Origin of the sequence: Faecalicatena orotica (assembly GCF_905197545.1) — a bacterium.
Lineage (GTDB): Bacteria > Bacillota > Clostridia > Lachnospirales > Lachnospiraceae > Faecalicatena_A > Faecalicatena_A orotica.
The window spans coordinates 266,356-290,008 of the sequence record NZ_CAJJZH010000004.1 but is presented as its reverse complement, the minus strand read 5'-3'; the positions used below and the strand labels follow the sequence as shown (position 1 = coordinate 290,008).

The following is a 23,653-nucleotide window of genomic DNA, read 5'->3' as shown; positions in this document are numbered from 1 at the left end:
TTGTCCTCCTTGCTTTAATAGACTGAAGCATACATCTCTTTTAGTTCCTTCAGACCAATTCCCGTTCCTTTTGTTACACGCCCCTGCCTTACTAATTCTTCCGCAAGAAAATCGACATCAGTTTCACTCTCAGCCCCGATCTCACGCAGACTTGCAGGAAGACCTACACTTTTTATGAAGTCTTCCAGAGCCGTGATCCCTTTCATTCCGGCTTCGTAATCACTTAATCCAACACAGTCAATATGGAATACATTTTCTGCAAACTGTCTGTACTTTGCAGGATTAAGCCTGCACATATGCTTTCTGAACGGAGGCACCACTACTGCAAGTCCTGCCCCGTGGGCACAATTATATCTGGCACTTAAAATATGTTCCATCTTGTGCTCAACACGTTCACCATGACCCTTTCCCATATCTGCAATTCCAAACAATGCCTGCTGGGCAGCCCACATCAGATTCGCCCTTGCCTCATAATTATCCGGTTCCTTAATTGCCCGCGGCAGTTCCGTAATAACAGCACGGATAACAGCCTCCTGCATTCCATCCTGAACAGGCATATACTGATCAGCCTCAGCAAAATAATGTTCAAAAACATGTGCGATCGTGTCAAACGCGCCGCTTGCTGTCTGGTAAGCATTCACCGTAAATGTTAATTGAGGATCACAAACTGCAAACTCCGGAAAACATGCAGGACCACCGTTTTTACCAATCTTTTCACAGGTATCAGGATTTGTAACTACAAAGTTCTGATTCGCTTCACTTCCGGTTCCAGCCAGTGTAACCACTGTTGCTACCGGGAGCATTGCCTCAGGGAGCTGATCATGATTCTTGAAAAAGTCCCAGACATCCCCATCATAGACAGCCCCTGCCCCGATCATCTTAGCACTGTCCATAACACTCCCACCGCCGACACCAAGAATGAACTCTACTTTCTCTTCGCGGCATTTTTGTATATATCTGCGTATAGTCTCAATCGTTGGATTAGGTTCGATCCCACCCATTTCAATTACATTTTTATCTCTGAGCTGCTCCATTACCTTGTCAAAGATTCCATTTTTTTTGATACTTCCGCCTCCATATAACAACATGATATTCTCTCCATAATTTTCTAACAGACTATGGATTTTCGCTATACTCTCTCTGCCAAAAATAATCCTTGTAGGATTGTAATATTCAAAATCTAACATACTTGTCCCCCTTTCAATTCATCGTTTTTTGTCTGGATAAACAATATTGTCCGGTCCAAAGTGCTGCAGTATTACCATTGGCTCTGTTTTGGAACGATTATGAATTTCCACACCCTTTTCTGCACGCCTTTTACATACAAAATACTCATCCGCTGTCTGTTCACCTACACGCATCATGTTCACTGACTCAGCATCAAATGAACCAAATGTGCCAAATCCCTGAATCAGGATACAGCCGTAAGCTGCTGTATCTTTTAATACAACTTTTGCGTCAGGCATCACTGTTACCTCTTTAGCCGTTATATAATCATTGCCATAACAAATCCACTTTTCTGTCAATCCGGCCTGTGTCTTCGGTAATTCCACTGGCGGCCTGAAATAATGCTCTTTGAAATTTTCATCATAATTTTTATCCCAGTCTATTGCATTCATGATATAATCCACTTTATTTTCTTCTTCCGGAGGACAAATATCGTACAAATATTTTTCATCAAATATTTCACCGCTTACGACATTTTCTAATACACAATTCAAATCTGTCCCCCACTGTGGCTCGTATGTTAAAAGAGAGCCCGGAGCATGGAGTACTCCGGCCGGAACATACCACCCTGCGCCGGCTTCGATATCATACGCTCTCGATAAATTTGTTATCTTTGTATCACAATCACTAAAATTCTCAATACAGCGTCTCACATCTTCCTTTGTTACTCCCAGATTAAATCCGAAATATGTAGAAGCCCGTTTTCCTTTATAATTATTAAGCTGCGGTGGAAAATAATAGCACTCTGGTTTTGCTTCACATCCAACCCTTGCTGCAATCTCCGTTTTGGGATGGAAATGAAAATATAATGGGGTTTCATAATCAAAAAACTTAGAAAATACCGGAAATGTTCCATATTTTTTTTGTAATTCCTCACCAATTAATTCTTCCCCCAGCTCCACAATCGCTTCTTTTAAAGTAAATTTTTCTCCATCCTCAGCTAAAACATAGCTTATTCCCTGACTCGGATTATCAGGATTTTTCACCCGTGTACCATTAACCGAGCAAAGCCAGCGTTCCATAATTGTTCCTGCTTTTAACCCAAAAGCATAATAATCATTTGGGTGAATCTTAAGCCTGCGCCCCGGCATACCAAACTTTATCGAAATAAAATTTGGTATCATGCGGAAAATACCGTTTCCGCTCTCAAAAGTATTATGGATAATCTTTCGCATATACGACCCCCTTTTTATTTTTTACTAATTTCCTATTAGTATATATGCATTATAACTTTTGTTTTTTTCATGTTCCATTTCGACTTTTACCATATTGGCTATGGTAAATTATGTTCCAGAATCTTTCCAACAAAAAGGACCAGTTATACAAACCAGTCCTTCCATACCATCTACTAATCTATTAAAATTGTGGTGCTATTGCGAATACTGCTTTTGCCGTACCGGCATAATAGTTAATAATCTTATAGTCTTCACCTTCCGGAATGAACATAAAATCACCCTGCTGCACAACATATGTCTCTTTCCTTTCTTTCAGGAAAAAGGTGAGCGTACCCTCTGCTATATAAAAAACTGCATCCCCTTTATGCCGGTCGTATTCCGTCTGCCAGGGTCCGGCTCCGCCTGAAAGAATTTTAATCGTACCAAACTGTACCAGATCATTGCTGCACCATATGGAGAGAAGTGCAGGCGTTCTCTTTCCACTAATCATCTTTAATCCGTTTTCATCGTTCAGTTTATAGAACAGTTTTGCCTCCCTGCCTTTTGTTCCTTCTACCGGATAGAATCCGATCTGATCTTTTACATCTTTCACATCAATTACCCTCTTTCTTCATGTTTATATAATTTCATAGCGCCTGTATATTCTAGTGGAATCCCATTTGAGTCATCCCACGCTTTTGGTGCAATTACATATAACATAAAGGCCTCTTTTTCACCAAAATTATATCCAATGTGAGGGCAGCCTTTAGGCATCAAAATTCCTTCTCCCTGATTCACCTCAACAACTTGTCCGCTTTCCGGCTGGAACATAGTAACCTGTCCTTTAAGTACATAATAGATTTCATCTCCCGGATGAATATCGGCAGGTGCAAAGTGTGATCCCGGCGCCAGCTGATATTCTCCTACCGTAACTGAATCCGTACTCGCAATGAGCCAGTTTAAATCACTTGTTTCTGGTGCTACTTCTGTATAAAGAAACTGCATCAACTCACTCTGTTTCATAACACATGGTCTTTTTTCCTCTTTTTTGAAAGGGAATTTACATACCCAATCCGGTGCATTTGCCATTTTTTTCTCCTTTTCATTTTACTTACCAGATTAAGACATTCTTAATCAGTATAATTTATAAATTTTGTAATAATATTTATAAATTATACATTACATTTTTTATACCATTCTGTCAATATTTATTTGTTTACACTAATATTTTTATTACTTTTCAACATTTCTAAGTCCATTTTTTTGTCTATTATTATAGATCATTTATTTAAAAATGAGTAATACGTAAAATCAAACCACCAAATTTATAAACTTTCGCATTAAAAAAGAACCGGCAGATCATGATTTGCCAGTTCTTTACTTAAACACTTTATTTATTCATATTTCTTACTGAATCTCTTTCAATCAGATTCCCATTAATTTCTATTTTTATACAGGATTCCCAGCCCTTTTGAATTACATAAATCAGCTGCTCCACGGCTTCTGCCCCAAAACGCTCTTTAGGCAGACAAATCGTGCTTAACTTAGGATCTGACAAGGTACAGACAGGTCTGTCATCATAACCTATAAAAGAAATATCATCCGGTATCTTATATCCATGCCTTTTAACCGCCTGCATTGCCCCAATGGCAACAAGGTCATTATCTGACATAAACGCCGTAGGCAGCTCTTCCCTCGGGATTTTCTCCAAAACAGATGCCATCCCGGATTCCGCCCTCTCATGGGGATACCCTATATCAAAGCTATAGCGCTCCATCCCCGAAAGGCCAAAACTTTCCATTGCAGAAAAAGCATACTTTCGTCGTTCTATAAAACTCCTTATATCCAGTCCGCTCCCTAAGTACCCAATTTTTCTATGTCCCATCTCATAAAGATGTTTCACAGCAAGATACGTTCCCTGTTCATTATTGGCTTTTACTGAATTAATCTGCTTATCAATAAAATAGTTGTCAAACAATACAAATGGGATCTGCAGGCGCTCAAAAAAGGAAACCTCTTCTTCCTGCATTTCTGTCGCAAATATAACATATCCTCTGCAATTGGCATCTTTAATAAATTGTATCTGCGTATCAATCTCTTTCCGGTCTATATTTATGACCACGAGATTATAACCATACTGTCTGGCAGTAAACTCAATCCCATCCAAAATCAATGGAAAAAAGGAATTCATTCCCAGAAGTTCACCACTATTTTTGTAGATTACAAAACCTATGGTTTTATTCTCTTCTGAGCCTGCCTGTTGTTCTTGTACCAAATAACCGTAGCCGAGAGCATTGATTCCCTGTAATACTTTCTTTCTTGTTTTTTCACTGATTCCAGGTTTTCCATTTAACACAAGAGAGAGTGTCGCTGTAGATACCCCCAGCTCCTCTGCAATGTCTTTCGCTCTAACGGCCATTTCATATACCTCCGGCAATATTATGTATATAATTATAAATTTATTTTATAAATCCGTCAATGAATTTATAATATTATCTTTTTATTTTATAATGCCGTGTTATCCCACTATTGTTATTTCTTTTGTTGTTGTATATTTAGCAGATTTTACAGTTACATGAAGTTTGCCTTCTGTTCCTGCCCGGACAACCGCCATAGCCTTTCCATACCAAGTACAGTATTGTCCGGTCAGGAAACTTTCTTCTGTTTTAGGATTCGCACTTCCAAAAGCCAGGAGTTTTCCGTTTTCAACCTGAATTGTTAATATTTCGTCAGAATTACAATCAACAATTCCGTTTTCGCACATCATGGCCACGTTCAGATAGCAGACAGCCCCTGATTTAATTACATCTTGTTCAGGTATGATCGATGGTTTCACAGCTCCGGTTCCTGAGCAGATAGTTTTTCTCCCTGCTTCTTTGCCTGTACAATCATAAACGATTGTTTTCAATTCTCCCGTTTGATATTTCACAGGAAATTTCGCCATCTTGTTTTTAATTTTCCTTTCTCCTATCTTTTTTCCATTCAGAAAAAGTTCTGCTACATATGCGTCAGCATATATCTCCACAATGGTCCTATTTCCATCACAGCCCCGCCAGCTCCATGATGGAAGTGCATTTGTACCTCTCCATGCCGCTTTAATCAGTTTCTCTTTTGGATGATTACATGGCCGCACTGTGATCTCAGGGGTTACATAGCCTCCCCAGATTATTTTTGTCCATAAAGCTTCTCCTGTAGGGTTACCCAGAATATCAAATACACCACAATCTGCTAAAAGCCACGGATATGGTTTGGCAAACCCTTTTGCATCCTTATCGTAAGACCATGCTCCCAGTCCCGCTTCTCCCAGATAATCCCACGCAGTCCACATAAAATCACCTATTATATTCGGCATTTCTTCAACCATTTTCCAATTTGCTGCTAAATCCTGAGGAAATGTCTCGCTTCCCAGAATCAAACGCTCCGGATGTTTTCTGCTATCTTCCTGATAACGTCCTGAAGCATAATTGTAACCCGATATATCCAGTTTATCTAATACCGGTGACACGGCAAGGTCAGCTTTTTTCCCGTTTGCTGCTTTATTCATTCCACTTCCGGTCATAGATGTAATCATATTGAACATCGTACTGTTCATCCCGGACAGATCTTTGTTTTGAGAAGCATCCAAACCGCCATTCTCCTGATACATCTGTTTACCTTTTGCCGCATTAGCGATAATCATAAGATTAAATCCACCAGTGACCAGTCTTGCAGGATCTTCTTTATGGAACAAACTCACTAACTCTTCTGCCAATTGTATACCACGCTGCTCTGCCGGTTCGCTCACCTCATTCCCGATAGAATAAAGAATGACAGATGGATGATTAGAGTCCTTTTCCACAATTGTGTGAATATCATCTTTATAGTGTTTCTCAAATTCAGATGCATAATCAAATTCATTCTTTTTCCGGTACCACATATCCCATGTTTCATCCATCACATAAATACCATATTTATCACAGGCATTCAGTATTTCTTCTGAACAGGGATTATGTGCACTTCTAATAGCATTAAACCCATTTTCTTTTAAAATACGTATTTTTCTATCTGCACTCTCCTGATATTCTCTTGCTCCAAGAATCCCATTATCATGATGAATGCATCCGCCTTTCAATAATACCTTCTGCTTATTAATATAAAGACCGTCTGTTTTCTTTTCAATGAGACGGATGCCATATGAAATATGTATTTCCTCCAGAATTTCATCTCTATCCCACAATTGAACATTTACCTGATAAAGATGCGGATTCCCGCTATCCCAAAGAACAGCATTTTCTATTTTCAGTTCCACTTTGCTGCCATCTCCAGAGGCCACGGTTTTCTGAATTTCAGGATCGGTAATTTCCACATGGACTCTTCCTCCTGCATGTCCCGTCTGTACCTCTACTTTTGCCGGCTGGATTTGAAGTGTCCGTATTCGTATTTGTTCCGGAATAAGATGCTGCTTTTTCTGAATTCTCAGAAATACAGAGCGGTATATCCCTGCCCCGGTGTACCACCTGCTATCCGGCTGATCCGAATTATCTGCTTTTACAGTAACTATATTTCTTCCTTCTTTTAAGAACGGGTCCATAACAACACGGAAGGGAACATATCCATAAGCACAGCTTCCTGCCAGATTTCCATTAATATAAACTTCAGCATCTCTATATACGCCGCCGAATTCCAGTGTATAATGTAATTCCAATTCTTCTAATGTAAGATTTAATTCTTTTTGATATATATAATGTCCACCGTGAAAAAATCCAGAAGCTGAACCACCTTTGGCATCCGCATTTCTTGCTTCTTCCTGCATTGCATCATGTGGAATCATTACCTTTTTCCATTCTGAATGGTTCATCTTTACCATCCAATTATCATTAAAATCTAAACGCATTTTCATTCACTCTCCGGCTGCTTTATATTTCTTCTGCTGCTTTTGTAATATCTTCTTTCTTTTGTTCAAGTGCACGGTTGATTTCCGGCATCATTTTATCCAGTTTATAAAATACTAACATGACAGCCATTGCGGCGAACAAAATACACGGAATCAAACCATATACTGATGAAATTGCCATATTTGCCCCTGCTCCCTGATCCTCCAGTTTTGCATTGAATCCTCCAAGGGACAGCATGACTCCAAGTAATCCAGATCCTAAGGCACCCCCGAGTTTATTTGCAAATCCTTTTACCGCCCCAATTGTCCCATCCATTCTCTGACGCCCCATATAAGCATTATAAGAACCACAATCCAAAGCCATAAGATTAATTAAATATGTAATTGGAAGTGAACCTATTCCTATAATTATAGTAGCAGCAATTAATGCAGTAATGTTTCCTTTAGAAATAAAAATCATAAAACTTCCTGCCGCATAAATAATGCAGCCAGTCTGTACCATTTTACCCATTGTAATTTTTTTAAGCATAAGCGGGAAAAAAATCATGAGGGGAACAACAAACACACTGGCCGCACTGACAAATCCCATAATTTCTAAATTTCTGACAATATAAGTATAATAATATGTTGCTACACCTGTACCAGTTACAATGCTGTATACTAATTGTAATAAAGCAACCATGTATACATATTTATTCTCTTTCAAAACAATCAATACATCTTTAAACCGGACTTTCTCTGATACAGTATCTACTTTTTCTGTTTCTTTAACAAATAGGAACCGCATAATCCCAATTACGCCAAGCGGAACTGCAAACATTGCCACCATTTTACTCCAGCCTGACGGTGACACTGCAATCCGTGACATTGCAACAGGGAAAATCATATTAATTAAAATGGAAGCTACCATGATGATAATTCCACCAAAAGATGCCAGTTTTACCCGCTGTTCATTGGTGCCAAATGCACGAACCATATATGCGTTGCCATTTGCATTTAATAATGTGGTAAATATAGAATTTACAAATATGTACATTACGAAAATCCAAATACACTTTACAACGGTGCCTGCCTGTGCTGGCGCTGAATATAACAGCCATGTACAAATCCAAACCCCGAGTATCGCAAATTCATATGGTCTTGCTTTACCTAATTTTGTCTCTGTCCTGTCAATGACGTATCCCGCAAATAAGTCTGTGATTGCATCTACAATTTTACTGGCCATCAGCAAGGCGCCGACAAGAGCCGGATTCAGGTCCAAAGTATTTGTACAATAGATTGTAATAAAACTTAATACTATGAAGTTTGTCGATAAAGAAAGGTCTCTAGCACTCCATGCCCAAAATTTTAGAGCCCCTATTTTTCCCGGATTTTCTTTTTTGTTTTTTGTTTTCATACCCTCTGTCCTCCTTTTGTTTTCACAAAATTTTCGTCTTAAATAACTTGTATGGCTATATATTACTCTAATAGTACGAATCAAACTATCGTATATTAGATATTATTTCTTTATATTATTCTTTTTTAGATTTATTGTCTAATTTAAAGAAATAATATCTAATCTCTTTGACATGCATAGTGAAATAAAGTACAATAATTTTATATAAAAATTTTGAAAGGAATTATTCATTGGAAAAATATAGAACCAAACTCATGCTGTTTGAAGAAATGGCATGCTGCTGCCATAATTTTTATTTTTGGGAATATAATAAAGAACTCGAATTGATAAAAAGTTCCTGCCAGAATTCTGAGGCATTTAACCAATGTTTTCAGATTTGTTTCAGACAGGCAGATTTTTCAGACGAAATTTTCCAGAGCCCTTCTCCTATCATTGTAAGCAGTTCCATTCAAATGATGTGGATCGCAATTCCATACCTTTGCAGTCCAGAAAATTTCAGGCTCCATGTTTTAGGACCTTTTTTCATCAGTGATGTTTCCAGTCATAATCTGGATTTAAATCTGCTGCGGAAGGGCCTCCCCAAAACATTGCGCCAGCAAATTGTAAATCTTTCTCACACTCTTCCACTCATTTCCTGGAATCACATGATAGATTATACAATTATGATGGCCCATTGTATTTCAGATTCCCAAATATCCTCCAGCGATATACGCTTTTTTACCCAGCCAGAGACAAATGCTGCCAAATCTGGTTTAACAGGAAGCAAACCCTATACCGCACATGGAACTTATCATGCTGAACAAAAAATGCTGCAAATGGTAAGGGAAGGTAATCTTGAAATCTTTCACTATTTAGACACACTTAGTTCTACTGGAGAAATAGGCACCCTCTGTACGGATAATATGCTTCGGCAGATGCAGAACTCAGTTGAGGTAAGCATTGTTCTTTTTTCACGCGCATCTATTGAAGGGGGACTCAATCCAGAACTTGCATATAACCTGGCCGATCAATATTTTCAGGCAGTTGAAGGATGCCACAGCTTAAGTGAATTATCAACAATTGCCAACACTATGCATCGCGATTTTGTGGAACGTGTCCACAAATGCAAAATACAGCAATACTCAAAATTAATCGGACAATGCTGTGATTACATCACACTTCATCTTGAGGAAGATATATCCATTTCAGATTTGGCTTCACTCACCGGTTATTCTGACTATTACTGCAGTAAAAAATTTAAAAAGGAAACAGGGAAGACACCTGCACAGTACATAAAAGAAGCCCGCTTAAAAGCTGCTGCAAATCTTCTGACTACTTCCAATGAAGATATTCAGGAAATAGCCGCGCGCTACAGGTTCGGGTCCCAGAGCTATTTTACAGACAGCTTTCGCAGGCAATATGGTATGTCACCGAGAGAATATCGTTTAAAGTCTCCGTAAGATCTGATTTACTGGGATACTTCTACGATATCTCCCTCGGTAATTCCCCCTTCATTGAAAAGGTCCACACGGACATAATAGTAATCTGTATCCGCTATAAGTGCTCCAATCTCTAATTGGTTCTTTCCATAAACCATAAAACTATGGTACAGTTTATTTTCAGCATGTCCCCATAATACAACTGCCCCCTGAGCTTCCCCGCTCCAGACTATCTTCATATCCATTCCACTTGTGCGGACAGCACTTACCCCACATGCTTTCTCAGGTTTCTTATGTTCCATATGGCCAAAGATACGTAATCCCGAAATACATGGTATAGAATCATATGGCAGTTTAGTCACTGTTAGACGAATATACCTTACTGCTGTCCCATTTTCCTGAACCACTAAATCATGGGAAAGATCTGTTTTTGCCTGTCTTTTATCCTCTATTATAACCCAGTTTTCTCCATCTTCCGACCCTTCTAAAAGCCATTGTGTCTGATAGATCACCTCTTCTATATATCGGGAGGGGCTTTTGTTCTCTTCGACAGCCGTTTTTCCTTTCGGAAGTCTGACAATTCCTGAATCATCTGCAAAGTTGATTTGAACGGCCCTGACATCAGCTTTTTCGCCTAAATCTACACAAACCCATTCTCCACTTTGATAAGTATCTGCCTTCCACCAGGTTTGCACGTTCTCATCTACTACATTACTTACAGTATGATATCCGCTGGAAGCTGTCACTTTTTTCCCATAGGACAGCAGCATCCATTCCGGTGCCTCCCACGGATTCTTACTATTCTCATCTATTTTTCTTGGCCAGTCACCATATCTCTGATTGCAGAATAATTCCCCATCTTCGTCAAAACCGGCCGGCCACAATCCAATTCTCCGTTCCATAGCATGATTAACAGAAATACGCATGGTTGCAGTATGCCATAACCGCCCTTGTAAATCTTCCAGTGTTGAACCATGACCTGCTCCGGGCAAAAAACCACCGGGAGAATAGGAATATGGATTGTTAAGTGCCGGTTTAAATGGTCCCAGCGGTCTATCTGAAATATATACCCCATCCCCATATACATTATATTCTGTTCCGGTACAGGCATATTGCAGATAATACCGGCCTTCGTGCTTTGTCATCCATGCTCCTTCTATATAAGGATTGTCTGTCAGCAGCTCCTGAACAATCTTCTTCTGCTCCTCTGGCAGATTCTCAATTATTGGCTCCAGATCTGTGATATCTTCTGCCTTACAGCCCATCTGCTTTGCAAAATTCTCCCGCATCATAAACCATACATTATTTTTTTTCATATCATAATGATGATTTTCTCCAACACGCTCGTATCCGAACGTTTTCTTATGATTACTAATTAGTTCAATTCTGTCTCCCAGAGGTTTCATTGTTTCCGGATCAAGTTCTACCCCCCAGATAGGTGTCATGTTTGAACACCCCCAATAAAAATAGACGCGTCCGTCCTCGTCTGCAAATAAATTCGGATCCCAGAATTCAAAAGAGCCCTCTATTCTTTCAAATACTCCGGACTCAGGGTTCTTAGTCCTGTAAAAATCACAGATCTCTCCGTTTTTTGATGCACTGAAATACATATATTCTCCAATCACACGGACATCTGGTGCATAATCATATACTGGTACATTTTTCAAATCGTACATCTCCCAGTTTACAAGGTCAGTGCTGCTCCAGAATGCCCTGCTCATAGAAGGAAATAAATAGTACTTCCCTTTGAACACAATTAATGATGGATCCGCAGCCTCTCTGTTCCGGATAAATCCCTCATCTTTTTGGTTATATTGATACCGATATGTTAAATTTAGTGGATTACAATAATAATTTGACATCGCTGCCTCTCCTATTCATGAATGAAAATAATTCTTCCCTCTCTTTTGCACTGCATCCAGAAAAGTCAAGAAGTATAGAAACCGACTGATTTAATAAGTCTTCCATTCCCATTTCCGGCCCCTTAGCAAGAACTGATTCTAACATGTCTGCCGGTATCAGTCCTGCGGCGCTCATGCCCCTTGTCATTGCTTCGAAATGTTCCAGAAAATATTTTTTACCTATTGGGTGCTGGACAAATTCTTTAATCATTGTACTCTCATCAAAATGTGAAGTTAGTAAAATCTCTTCTCCTTCTGCTTCAATACAAATAGTATCTATCATATCCTCCGCAGAGGTTCCAATGGCAATCACATATTTTCCCGGACGGGCATACCAGCCTTTGGATTCCGAGCTGTAGCAGGCAAAATCTCTGTTCTCCAATTCAAAATGTACTGTTTTACTTTCCCCGGCATGTAATGAAATTTTTTCAAATCCCTTTAATTCCCTGACCGGGCGTTTATATTCCCCAAGCGGCGGTTCTATGTAAAGCTGCACGACATCTTTCCCATCTTCCATTCCTGTATTCCTGACATCAATGAATACATGAACCGTACTGTTTTCAGTTATTTTATCAGTATCCACACGTAAATTGGAATGTTCAAAATTAGTATAAGATAATCCATACCCAAATGGGAAACTTACTTTTCGTCCGACACTACAGTAATAACGATAGCCAACAAACATACGCTCATTATAATCTACCTCACCATTTTCGCCTCCAAACGATAAATAAGATGGATTATCCTCCAATTTTTCCGGAAATGACTCCGGAAGCCTGCCGCTTGGATTCACTTTACCAAAAAGAATCTTGGAGACTGCTGTGCCGACAGCTTCTCCTGCCAGATATGTTTCAATCACCCCCTTTACCTGTTTCAGCCACGGTAATTCCACTGGTGCTCCATTATGTAAAACTACAATTGTATTCGGCTGTATTTCTGAAACCCTGTAAATCAATTCATTGTGGCTCTCCGGCAAATCCATACTCTTCCGGTCAAATCCTTCTGACTCCATTTCATCAGATAATCCGGCAAATATAACTACTTTCTGCACTTTTTTAGCAACTTCCACTGCCTGTGCAATAAATTCTTTATTAACAGTATCATCTTCATATCCCATTGCAAAACTGATATCTGTTTCCGGCATAAGTTTTTGTGAAGCCTCTAATGCATTTTCCTCATATTTGCTGCTAATGTGGCTGGATCCCCCGCCCTGATACCGGGGGAAAATTGCAAATTTCCCGATATATGCAATCTTATCTTCTTGCTTTAACGGAAGAACCTGTTCTTCATTTTTAAGAAGAATGATAGATTCTTCCGCAATTTTTCCAGCTAATTTATGCCCTGATTCATAATTAAATTCGACATTATCTTTATGAAAGCCTTTTCCCTTAAAAGCCAGTTTTAATACATTCTCTGCAGCACGGTCTAATTCCTGCTCTGTTATTTCTCCTTTCTGGTACGCTTTCATTACTTTATCATCGGTTTCTTCTCCCGGCATTGTCAGGTCACATCCGGCGGCCACTGCCTTCACACGATTATGCACTGCGCCCCAGTCACTGATCACCGTCCCCTTAAATCCCCATTCATTCCGCAGCAGGTCAACAAGCATGTCTTTATTCTCTGTGCAATATGTTCCATTCACTTTATTATATGCTGCCATAACAGCCCACGGCTGTGATTTCTGAATGACCCTTTCAAACGCTGGCAAATACAGTTCTCTGGCTGTTCTTTCGTCCAGATTCGATGAACTGTTCATTCGCCGATATTCCTGATTATTTGCGAAAAAATGTTTCACGCAGGCACCGGTTCCCTGCTCCTGAACTCCCTGGACAAAGGCGGCCCCCAGTTCTCCCGCAACGAATGGGTCTTCACTGTAATATTCAAAATTACGCCCGCACAGTGGATTTCTTTTAATATTGATTCCCGGTCCTAACAATAAATGAACACCTTTTGCCTGACACTCCAGTCCCAGTTCTTTTCCCATTTCTTTCAAAAGATCACGGTCAAAACTTGATGCACTCAAACAAGCGGCCGGAAAACAAATCGTTGGTTCTCCGCCTCCATTCATGTCATTCCCATTTCCGTCTTGTAATCTAAGCCCATGTGGACCATCCTGCATACGTACCGCCGGAATATCCATTTCCTTTACATCCTTTGTATTCCAATTACCTTCTCCAATTGTTAGTGCTATTTTTTCTTCAAGTGAAAGCTGCGAAACAATTTGACTTATCTCAGAATCCATGCATATAAAACCACCTTTCCTGTATGATTAATTGGGTTTATTATAGCAGTAATTCCTTTAGCATAATATCGCAATTTCGCTTTTTATTCTCTCTATTTGCTAATTCACGTAATTTTTTTGTCAGCATTCGTAGCCTCTTTTAAATTTTTGACCTTATAAATATGATATTTGATATCCGATGTCTTTCTTTTCAAATATTTCAACAGCTGCGGCAGATGGAGTGATGCACATCCAGCAGAATCCTTCCATTTCCCTCTATCAGATTTCCTTTGTCCGCCTCGACTATCCTTATGCCGTAGAAGCTGTGGTCACCTCAACTATGATGTCAATCATTACCATCCCTGCACTGCTTAGGCTGACACAGGTTTTATGGCAGTAATAATAAACCTCATATATTTTTGTGATTTGGGTTGTATTCTCCGCAACTTCTGCATATAATAAAAGTGTGATTTAGAACACGTAAACTCCAATAAAAGTGTGAAGGAGTGTTTATATGGAACGATTTATAATGAAGAAACTGCTCGATTGGAAGAATTCCCCTTACCGTAAGCCCCTGATTTTGAAGGGTGTGCGTCAGGTGGGTAAGACTTGGGTTCTCAAAGAGTTCGGCAGACTCTATTATGAAAATACTGCTTATTTTAACTTTGATGAAAACGAGGAATATAAACAATTCTTTGAAACGACAAAGGATGTAGACCGGATTTTGCAGAATCTGATGCTCGCCAGTGCCCAAAAGATCGTGCCGGAGAGGACCCTCATTATTTTTGATGAGGTGCAGGATTGTCCCAAGGTCATCAATTCCATGAAGTATTTCTGTGAGAACGCACCGCAGTATCACATTGCCTGCGCGGGTTCTTTGTTGAGCATTGCTTTGGCAAAGCCTTCCTCTTTCCCTGTGGGTAAAGTCAACTTTATGCAGATTGACCCTATGACCTTTGAGGAGTTCCTGTTAGCTAATGGTGATGGCAATCTGGCGGCATTTTTAGAAAGCTTGGATACTATTGAACCAATTCCTGATGCATTCTTCAATCCTCTTTATGAAAAGCTCAAAATGTACTATGTAACCGGAGGTATGCCGGAATCTGTTTTAATGTGGACAATGGCACGGGATGTCCCTGCCATGCAGGAAGCCCTGTCCGGAATCATTGGCGCCTATGAGCGTGACTTTGCGAAACACCCTAATATCAGTGAGTTCCCGAAGATTTCGATGATCTGGAAGTCCATACCGTCCCAACTGGCGAGGGAGAACAAAAAATTTATCTATAAAGTAGTCAAACAAGGGGCAAGAGCCCGTGAATACGAGAATGCCCTGCAATGGCTGGTAGATGCCCGCCTGGTGTATAAAATCTACCGAAGTTCTGCTCCCGGCCTTCCTGTTGCTGCCTATGACGACCTTTCAGCTTTTAAGATTTACCTTGTGGATGTGGGGCTGCTCCGGCGTCTGGCACATCTGGCTCCTACTGCCTTCGGTGAAGGCAGCCGCCTGTTTACAGAGTTTAAGGGGGCACTGACTGAGAACTATGTGCTTCAGACTCTGGTCACACAATTTGAAGTCGTACCTCGGTATTGGACACAGACAAATCCTCCTTATGAGGTTGATTTCCTGATTCAGCGGGAAAACGATATTTTCCCTGTAGAGGTCAAATCCGAAACCAATATCACTAGCAAAAGTCTTAAGAAGTTCAAGGAACTGTTCCCGGATCAAGCAAAGCTCCGTGTCCGGTTCTCTCTGGATAACCTGAAACTGGATGGTGATATGCTGAACATTCCTCTGTTTATGGCAGGTCAGGCAGACCGGTTAATTGGGCTGGCGTTACAACAGAGATACAATTGATAATAAATTCATTAAGTAATCGTTTTACGAAAACTTGCGAAGCCTGTACCCAGAGGGAGAACCTTCGAGTCTCTCCCTCTTTTATTTAGGAGAAAACATACCTCAGATATCTCTCACACATTTTCATCTCTTTTTTCTCAGACAAAACAAGAATATCCTCCATTTTCACCTCAAAAATAATCGATAAAATCACCAGATTATCCACCGTAGGCAATGCAGTTCCATGCTGCCACTTATAAATTGCCTGTGGTGTCTCAAAACCGAAAATAAGCTGTAGCTCCTTTACTGACAGCTTTTTCTGCTGTCTCAATTTTAAAATATTCTCCCCTGTCCTCACCATATCAATCATTGGAAAACCTGACATGGCCTCTTCTCTCCTTTCTGTGCCGGTCGTCAGACTGACACAGAAAAAAATCAGTCTGACGCCTTAAAATTATAAATTGGTTTCATAATATCAATAATATCTACAGAATCCCGAATCACATCAATAATGTCTTCTAAAGACTTATACGCAAATGGAGCCTCATCTAATGTTGCTTCATTGACGGAAGTCGTATAAATTCCTATCATAGCATCTTTATATGCTTCCAGACTCAGTGTTGCTTTTGCCTTTGTTCTGGACATCAGACGCCCTGCACCATGAGGAGCCGAAAAGTTCCATTCCGGATTTCCCTTTCCAGCTGCCAGAATACTTCCATCCCGCATATTAATCGGAATCAGCACCTTTTCCCCTTTATGTGCCGCGATTGCTCCTTTTCGCAAAATCATTTCATCCACATCAATATAGTTATGAATCGTATGGAATACGTCTTTTCCTTCCAATCCGCATCGATCAAGTAATATCTCTGACAATAATTCTCTATTTCTGAGGGCAAATTTCTGGCAAATATCTACATCATGCAGATAATCCTCTAAGTAACTTCCATACACATAGCAGAGGTCTTCCGGAATAAACAATGGTTTATTCTTCCAATGGAGCTCTTTCAATGCCTGCTGGATTTCTTTTCTTCGCCCTGCTGCTTTGTATTCTGCAATCAGCGCATCTTTCTTTTTAAAATATTCCTCTTTCCCCTGATGTAATTCGATGGCAAGCTGCTGATAAATCTCAGCCACTTGTTTCCCAAGGTTCCGGCTTCCTGTATGGATCACAAGATAATTCGTCCCATCTGCTGCCCGGTCAATCTCAATAAAGTGGTTCCCGCCTCCTAATGTCCCAAGGCTTCTCCCGATCCATTTTGTTTTTTGTAAAGAACGGTAACATCGAAGTTCCGTCAAATCAAACCTCTCCTGCCTTCCTTCCCAGGCATTTTTCCCAGATGGAATAAAATGACATGCTTCATCAAATTTTCCCAGATTGATCTCCTGTTTTCCAAGATTCACCGTATACATTCCACATCCAATATCTACACCTACAACATTGGGCACTGCTTTCTCATTTACAGTCATAGTCGTTCCAATCGTACAGCCTTTTCCTGCATGGACATCCGGCATAATCCTGACACGGCAGCCTTCCGTAAAATCCTGATCACACATTCTGCGGATCTGTTCGATTGCTTCTTCCTCAATAATATTTGCGTAACAAACAGCAGTTGTCTTTGCACCTTTTATCTCTAACATCGCTGCGCTCTCCTCCTTCCTTGTAATAAAAAAACCGCCTATCCCAAAATAAGATAAGCGGTCAATAAACATATCTATTACACCTGATTTCAGCCCTGACGCTTCAATCTGCTTAACTTATCGGAACACACAAAAAGGAAACTATGTTCTTTATCAAGACCATAGCAGCGTTCACTATTAAACAGATTTACATTTATCATTGCTGTCATCATATTTGCTTCCTTTCTCCGGACTATCCTTGCCCGCTTTTCCTTGTTCTACATCAATATAACACATGAAAACCGATTTGTCATTATACTGTTAGTATAAATTTTATCTCCTATTTGAATTAAGGTTTTCACAAAAGTCACTTCATTGTTTACCGCCCCTTAACTGTACTGCCTTCCCTTCAGTAATCCCATTTTCATTAAATGCGTCTACACGGACATAGTACTCTCTACCCGCTACCAGTGCACCCACAATTTGTTCTGTACCAAAAACCATAAAGCTATGATATAGTTTTTCCGGGCTGCTTCCCCAGAGAATATTATAGCCAACCGCGTTTTCACCCTGTATCGCCACCTTCATATCCATATCACTAATCCGCTCAGCCAGAAATTCCGGTACAGCCGGCTTCTCCCCATTTCCTGTTCCAAAGACACGCAGACCTGAAATGCAGGGTTTTTGTGCATAGGGAATTTCATATATTGTAAGTCTCAGGAAACGTACACAAATTCCGTCTTCTCTGATAACCAGGTCATGTGGCAGGTCTGTCCCGGCCTGAGACTTATCTTCAATAACAAAATATGTTTCTCCATCCAGTGACCCTTCCAATTTCCAGCGGGTAACATAATCGGCTTCATCAATATAGCGCGCCTGCGTTGTCCCCCGGATTTTTCCCGGTACCGGTATATCAATTTTGTCATCTGCAAAATTAATCTGAACCGCATGAACATCGTATTCCTCTCCTAAGTCCAGCTGCAGCCACTCCCCAGGATCCGCTGTTTCAGCGCGCCACCATGTCTGTACGTTTTCATCCGCAGCATACATGGGTTCCCTGCCTTCTTCATATGAGGATGCCTCTGCCTTTTTCTTATAACTCAGCAAATACCACTTCGGTTCCTCCCACGGGTCTGCCTTCCCTTCTCCCACCGCTGCCGGCCAGTCTCCATAACGCTGGTTGCAGAAAAGTTCCCCGTCTTCGTCAAACCCGGCCCTCCAGAGTCCGACACGACGTTCAAAATCGTGGTTGATGCTAATCTGCATGGTAGAAGCATGCCACAGGTTCCCCTGTATATCCTTCATTGTTGATCCATGTCCGGCCCCTCTGATGAATCCGCCCGGTTTATAAGAGTATGGATTATTTTCCGCCAGTTCAAATGGTCCCAGCGGACTGTTACCCACATACACCCCATCCGCATAAATATTGTACTGGGTTCCCGGACATGCATACTGCAGGTAATATTTTCCCTGATACTTGTCCATCCATGCCCCTTCAATATACGGCTTATCACTGAGCATCCCTTTGATTAAAGGTATATATTCATCAGGGGTGTCGGCTGCCGAGGTCCCCTGTGCTTTTAAGAACTGCTGAAAAGCAGCCTCTGTCTCTTCGTCACTTTTCGGCGGCTTACTGTGGTTTTCCCCTGCGCGCTCATACCCTTTGCTCCATGCATCTCCGGTAATTAATGTCTTCCGTTCACCAAGCGGATGCATGGTAACCGGATCCAGTTCCACACCCCACAGAGGCGTTACATTGGAACAGCCCCAGTAAAAATATAGTCTCCCGTCATCGTCACAAAACAGGTTTGGGTCCCAGAAATCAAATGTACCCTCTATTTTTTCATAAGGTCCCTTTAGTATATCCTTTGTCCGGTAATAATCACACACTTCTCCACGTCTGGAAGCACAAAAATATACATATTCCCCGACTACTCTGGCATCCGGCGCATAATCATACAAAGGCAGTTCTTCCAGCAGCCTGTGGCTCTCCCAGTGGACAAGGTCCTTGGATACCCACACGCTTAACTGCATGGATGCAAAGATATAATAACTGCCCTGAAAGCATATCATAGAGGGATCCGCAGCCTCCCTTACGACCTGTATCCCTTCTCTGCGCGGGTCATTATTAAACTGGTAACGGTAATTCATATTAATGGGATTGCAATAATAATTCATATTGAAGCTTCCTTTCTAATTTTATTCTCCCCTTTTAATCTGCTGGAGCATACGGTTCAGTCCTTTTACCTGCTCTTCTGTTATGCTGTCTTTCATGTGTCCCAGCATACTCTCCAGAGTCATTCTGCCCATCATGCGGACCAGATTTGGGTTATCCTTTACACTCTCTGCCACATCTCCTCTTGCACCGGCGCCCTGCTGCATCAGCTGACCTAAAATCACCCCGGCTTTTGGACTTGCCTGTAATTCTGCCATAGTATCCTTGATGGAATAGAAATCTGGTTTGTATTCCTCATCATCAAACCAATTGATTACATCTTTTATCTCCCCCATCACATAATCCGGATTAGCCTGCTCTGCTTTACGGATGTGAATGGTATCCGAACAGTTTCCTGATTTTGCTGTAATCTCATGATCCGCAGAGATTGGAACTGTGAAGCAGAAGATCCGGCTGCCCTTCTTTGTATCAAACAGGATACCGTCCACATACAAAGATACCTCGTCCTGATTGGAATATACTTTTACCTCTGTATTTTCTTCCGTCCGGTCTATATAGCGTCGTCCGCAGATATGGACGAAAGCATCCTCTTTATTCCAGTAAGCCTTGTACAGATAAAAAGCATCCTTTTTCAGTTTCCGGTCCATCGTCACAAGACCTTTCTGGTTCACGCCATGTTTGCCGCCTTCATCTCGTCCGTCTGCCGCAAAATCAAACATATTCCACACATGGGTCGCCCAGAGATATGGCCGTTCTTCAATCGTCTTCAGAATGTGTTCATGGTAAATTGTCTGATATGTCTCAGAATAATCGCCATGAGTTGGTGCGGTACTGTGATACTGTGGGTTCGCATCAGCACCGTATTCCGAAAAGCCAATGCAGCGGTCCGGATACTTCTTATGATATTCATCGAAAAATTCATCGTTCTGCTCCAGTTCACCCAGATACCATCCAAAATAGAGATTGTAGCTGTTCACATCCGGAATTTCAAGAAGCGGACTGTCCGTTTCCTGCATGAATACGTTGGCCATCGTAGTAAAACGTGTTTTGTCTAATTCGTGGCACAGATCATTCAGGACCCTGTGGTTCTCAAGCAGCGCCTCATTCACCGGACTCGCCGCTGTAATCTCATTCGAAAGTCCCCAGCATACAATGGATGGATGATTGTAATTCTGAACCACCAGTTCCTTCATCTGACTTAAGGTATTCTCCCGCCCATTCTTCAGGAAAAGTGTGATAAATGGGATCTCAGCCCATACAACCATCCCGTATTCATCGCAGAGGTCATAGAATTCCTGTGCATGCTGATAATGTGCAAGACGCAGGGTATTTGCCCCGATTTCTTTGATTATTTCCATATCCTCCCTGTGCATGTCCAGAGTCAGTGCATTTCCGGCACCTGCCCGGTCCTGATGACGGCTCACACCGCGGAGCGGATATACCTTTCCATTAAGCACAAATCCCTTTTGCGGGTCCGCATAAAAGCTTCTGCACCCAAACCGTGTCTCCACGGCATCTCCACTTTCCAGTTCTGCCTTTGCAGTGTATAAATACGGATCCTTTACGCCATCCCATAGATGGACATTTTCCACTGTAAACACTGCCGTTGCTTTTCCATCAATCACTTCTGCTTCCTGCTGCCAGGAATCCACCCCGGTAATCGTAATGGTAACCGGTCCGTCACTTTCCTTTACCCATGCTTCAACTGTGACAGTCGCTTTTCCGATCGGTATCCTGTTCTCATCGCAATGTACTTCAGGAGTGACCGCGATTCCATTCCCTCCTGCATAGTCCAGATCAAAGTGTGCCTGAGGAACCACAATCAGATTCACCATACGGTAAAGTCCGCCATAAAATGTAAAATCTGCTTTCTGAGGGTATATATGATCATTATCATCATTATCCAGTGCAACTGCCAGATCATTTACTTCCTGTAAACGTCCGGTGACATCTACACGGAATGTAGAATATCCGCCTTCATGATGCGCTAATTTCTCACCGTTCCAGAACACATCGGCAGTCATTGCAGCACCAAGGAATTCAAGGTACACATGATCGTCTTCTTCCATCACAGGTTTCTCAATTTTCCTTGTGTACCAGCAGGTCCCCCGGTAATAATCATTGCCGCCGTCCTGCCCGTCCACAGCGTTCCATGTATGCGGGAGGGTGACTTCCATTCCCTGCGCATTTACAGCTTCTTCCGGTGTTCCGGCTGTTTTCACAAAATTCCAGGCTTCTTTCAATTCGATTATCTTTCTCATTTTATTTTTTATCTCTCCTTTATCAGTTAAAAATCCCATCATTAAATAGTGAATCTAATCTGTACGGACCGCTAAGACCGCAATCCCCTCTTTTCCGGGCATCTGGAACTCAACGGTCCCGCCAGCCTCTTCTAACAGTGTCTCCCTCGTCATATTCCAGACATCAATTACTTCGATTCGGTACTTCTTATCCTTCGGCAAGTGAATGGAGGATACCCTTGCGCATTGTCTCGCATAATACTTAAGGAATACTTCTTCTCCACAGCACCCTGTATATTTTGCATCTTTTATTTGAAGTATTTCTCTGTTTTCTTCGTCCATAGAATCCATCAGCTTGAAATACGGATGTTCCTCCACGTCCCCCATCTTCGCTTCCTTCACCTTCTCAAAATCCTCCCAGAATGGTTCTTCCCAAGGAGTCATATAAGAAGGAAGACTGTACATCAGATCTTTTAAGAAAGCAATCCTCTTTGGACTTTTTCCTTTGAGTTTTCCGCCTTTCGCCCACCATAAGACATCCTGATCGTCTAAAAATGTCTCGCCGTGGGTCGCATATGCCCCTTTCACACAGGCACACCAGAAGCGGTTCACCATCTCAAACCCGGAAATATTGCCCCATTCATGCTGTAAATTCCCCTCGTAACAGCACTCATCGTAGACTACAGGTTTTTGGAACCGCTTCTGCCATTCATCAGCTTTGTACATCGCAATTGTCTGTACACAGCAGTGCGTCACCGACGGTCTGGAAAAATCATAAAGCTTCAAACAGTTATGGCTGCTTAACAAATGCCGGTAGGGGTCCCCTTCGGTGATGAAGCCTTCAATTCGATACCAATCTTCTATTGTACGGTGAAACATAATATCATACTCATTTGCTATACTCCACCATATATACGGGTAGGCCGCAAGCCTTCGCATGACATAGTCAAGATATACCATACACTCTTCCATATTTAGAAAAGCAAAGCCCCAACGGTCATATGGGTGAAAAAGAATCAGGTCTGTTTCGATCCCCATCTCTCCCATTTTCAAAATAATTTTCTCTAAATGTTTCCAATAGTCAAGGCAGGGATGGTGGACATCCCACTTCCCTTCTGTGTCTTTCTCAAATGGATATAATTCAGGGTCATTGTAATTGTAGTCATAATGTTTTGGGAAAATACAGTGCCGTACTTTGTTAAAGGGTGACTCCGCCAGTGACTCCAGCGTCTGTTCAATCATGTCTTCCGTCTGGTGTGCCAGTGCATAGACAGTAGTCCCGAAAGGAAGGTATTTCGTTCCGTCTTCATACTCAAAATGCGTCCCCACTGCCCGTATCATGCCGTGGCTTATGTCCGATGCCGTACATTCCTCTGTACCCTCTGCCTGTATATTCCCCTCTACTTTCCATCTATAAGTTCCTATCCGCTGCGGCAGGAAACGCACTTTATAAATTCCGTCGCCGTCATAAAACCCTTTTACCGTTTTTTCATCATCTCCGCACCGAAATATACCGGTAATATCTGTCTCTGCCCAAGATCCTTCCGGTTCGGGCCAACTAAAAGTCAATTCGAACATTTCATAACACTTCATATG

General features: G+C 41.4%; 18 protein-coding genes. 3 read left to right on the top strand and 15 right to left on the bottom strand.

The features are described from left to right. Positions 1-14: 14 nt before the first annotated feature. From ABIN22_RS10800 to ABIN22_RS10770, 7 genes are all read right to left on the bottom strand, one after another. A complete protein-coding gene (locus ABIN22_RS10800) occupies positions 15-1,187 on the bottom strand; it encodes an iron-containing alcohol dehydrogenase (RefSeq protein ID WP_346908535.1) in 1,173 nt (390 codons plus the stop codon). Positions 1,188-1,205: 18 nt separating this feature from the next. Beyond that, complete coding sequence (locus ABIN22_RS10795; protein WP_346908533.1) at positions 1,206-2,402, bottom strand: hypothetical protein; 1,197 nt, start codon at positions 2,400-2,402, stop codon at positions 1,206-1,208. A 181-nt stretch (positions 2,403-2,583) separates the two neighbouring features. Beyond that, positions 2,584-2,994 carry a cupin domain-containing protein gene (locus ABIN22_RS10790; RefSeq protein WP_109731444.1) on the bottom strand — a complete coding sequence of 137 codons (411 nt, stop codon included), beginning with the start codon at positions 2,992-2,994 and terminating at the stop codon, positions 2,584-2,586. Positions 2,995-2,999: 5 nt separating this feature from the next. Beyond that, positions 3,000-3,404 (bottom strand): cupin domain-containing protein, encoded by a 405-nt coding sequence (locus ABIN22_RS10785; RefSeq protein WP_346908531.1) that lies wholly within the window; start codon positions 3,402-3,404, stop codon positions 3,000-3,002. 367 nt (positions 3,405-3,771) lie between these two features. Then, positions 3,772-4,800, bottom strand: a complete 1,029-nt coding sequence (locus tag ABIN22_RS10780) for a LacI family DNA-binding transcriptional regulator (RefSeq protein WP_346908529.1) — start codon at positions 4,798-4,800, stop codon at positions 3,772-3,774. 99 nt (positions 4,801-4,899) lie between these two features. Beyond that, positions 4,900-7,260 (bottom strand): glycoside hydrolase family 2 TIM barrel-domain containing protein, encoded by a 2,361-nt coding sequence (locus ABIN22_RS10775; protein ID WP_346908527.1) that lies wholly within the window; start codon positions 7,258-7,260, stop codon positions 4,900-4,902. A 16-nt stretch (positions 7,261-7,276) separates the two neighbouring features. Continuing rightward, the gene (locus ABIN22_RS10770; RefSeq protein ID WP_346908524.1) at positions 7,277-8,650 is read right to left on the bottom strand and encodes an MFS transporter; all 1,374 of its coding nucleotides are present in this window, start codon (positions 8,648-8,650) and stop codon (positions 7,277-7,279) included. 254 nt (positions 8,651-8,904) lie between these two features. Between ABIN22_RS10770 and ABIN22_RS10765 the strand changes: the two genes are divergently transcribed. After that, on the top strand, positions 8,905-10,089 hold the full coding sequence (locus tag ABIN22_RS10765) for a helix-turn-helix domain-containing protein (RefSeq protein WP_346908522.1): 1,185 nt from the start codon (positions 8,905-8,907) through the stop codon (positions 10,087-10,089). A gap of 8 nt (positions 10,090-10,097) precedes the next feature. Here the strand turns inward: ABIN22_RS10765 and ABIN22_RS10760 are convergent, their stop codons facing one another. Next, positions 10,098-11,930, bottom strand: a complete 1,833-nt coding sequence (locus ABIN22_RS10760) for a family 43 glycosylhydrolase (RefSeq protein WP_346908520.1) — start codon at positions 11,928-11,930, stop codon at positions 10,098-10,100. Next, positions 11,911-14,211 (bottom strand): glycoside hydrolase family 3 C-terminal domain-containing protein, encoded by a 2,301-nt coding sequence (locus tag ABIN22_RS10755; protein ID WP_346908518.1) that lies wholly within the window; start codon positions 14,209-14,211, stop codon positions 11,911-11,913. Before ABIN22_RS10755 ends, ABIN22_RS10760 begins: the two co-directional genes overlap by 20 nt. 178 nt (positions 14,212-14,389) lie before the next feature. Here ABIN22_RS10755 and ABIN22_RS10750 point away from each other — a divergent pair, with 178 nt between their 5' ends. Both ABIN22_RS10750 and ABIN22_RS10745 read left to right on the top strand, forming a co-directional pair. Next, positions 14,390-14,590 carry a hypothetical protein gene (locus tag ABIN22_RS10750; RefSeq protein ID WP_118618258.1) on the top strand — a complete coding sequence of 67 codons (201 nt, stop codon included), beginning with the start codon at positions 14,390-14,392 and terminating at the stop codon, positions 14,588-14,590. A 114-nt stretch (positions 14,591-14,704) separates the two neighbouring features. Continuing rightward, positions 14,705-16,045 (top strand): ATP-binding protein, encoded by a 1,341-nt coding sequence (locus tag ABIN22_RS10745; RefSeq protein ID WP_346908516.1) that lies wholly within the window; start codon positions 14,705-14,707, stop codon positions 16,043-16,045. An 85-nt stretch (positions 16,046-16,130) separates the two neighbouring features. Here the strand turns inward: ABIN22_RS10745 and ABIN22_RS10740 are convergent, their stop codons facing one another. The 6 genes from ABIN22_RS10740 to ABIN22_RS10715 all read right to left on the bottom strand — a co-directional run bounded on the left by ABIN22_RS10740 (position 16,131) and on the right by ABIN22_RS10715 (position 23,650). Then, positions 16,131-16,409 carry a helix-turn-helix domain-containing protein gene (locus ABIN22_RS10740; RefSeq protein WP_109731441.1) on the bottom strand — a complete coding sequence of 93 codons (279 nt, stop codon included), beginning with the start codon at positions 16,407-16,409 and terminating at the stop codon, positions 16,131-16,133. Positions 16,410-16,459: 50 nt separating this feature from the next. Further along, positions 16,460-17,662 carry an RtcB family protein gene (locus ABIN22_RS10735; protein WP_346908513.1) on the bottom strand — a complete coding sequence of 401 codons (1,203 nt, stop codon included), beginning with the start codon at positions 17,660-17,662 and terminating at the stop codon, positions 16,460-16,462. A gap of 89 nt (positions 17,663-17,751) precedes the next feature. Continuing rightward, positions 17,752-17,874 carry a hypothetical protein gene (locus ABIN22_RS10730; protein ID WP_279220768.1) on the bottom strand — a complete coding sequence of 41 codons (123 nt, stop codon included), beginning with the start codon at positions 17,872-17,874 and terminating at the stop codon, positions 17,752-17,754. 139 nt (positions 17,875-18,013) lie between these two features. Beyond that, complete coding sequence (locus tag ABIN22_RS10725) at positions 18,014-19,819, bottom strand: family 43 glycosylhydrolase (RefSeq protein ID WP_346908510.1); 1,806 nt, start codon at positions 19,817-19,819, stop codon at positions 18,014-18,016. A 21-nt stretch (positions 19,820-19,840) separates the two neighbouring features. Next, the gene (locus ABIN22_RS10720; protein WP_346908508.1) at positions 19,841-22,078 is read right to left on the bottom strand and encodes a glycoside hydrolase family 2 protein; all 2,238 of its coding nucleotides are present in this window, start codon (positions 22,076-22,078) and stop codon (positions 19,841-19,843) included. Positions 22,079-22,132: 54 nt separating this feature from the next. Beyond that, the gene (locus ABIN22_RS10715) at positions 22,133-23,650 is read right to left on the bottom strand and encodes an apiosidase-like domain-containing protein (RefSeq protein ID WP_346908506.1); all 1,518 of its coding nucleotides are present in this window, start codon (positions 23,648-23,650) and stop codon (positions 22,133-22,135) included. Between the last annotated feature and the right edge of the window lie 3 nt (positions 23,651-23,653).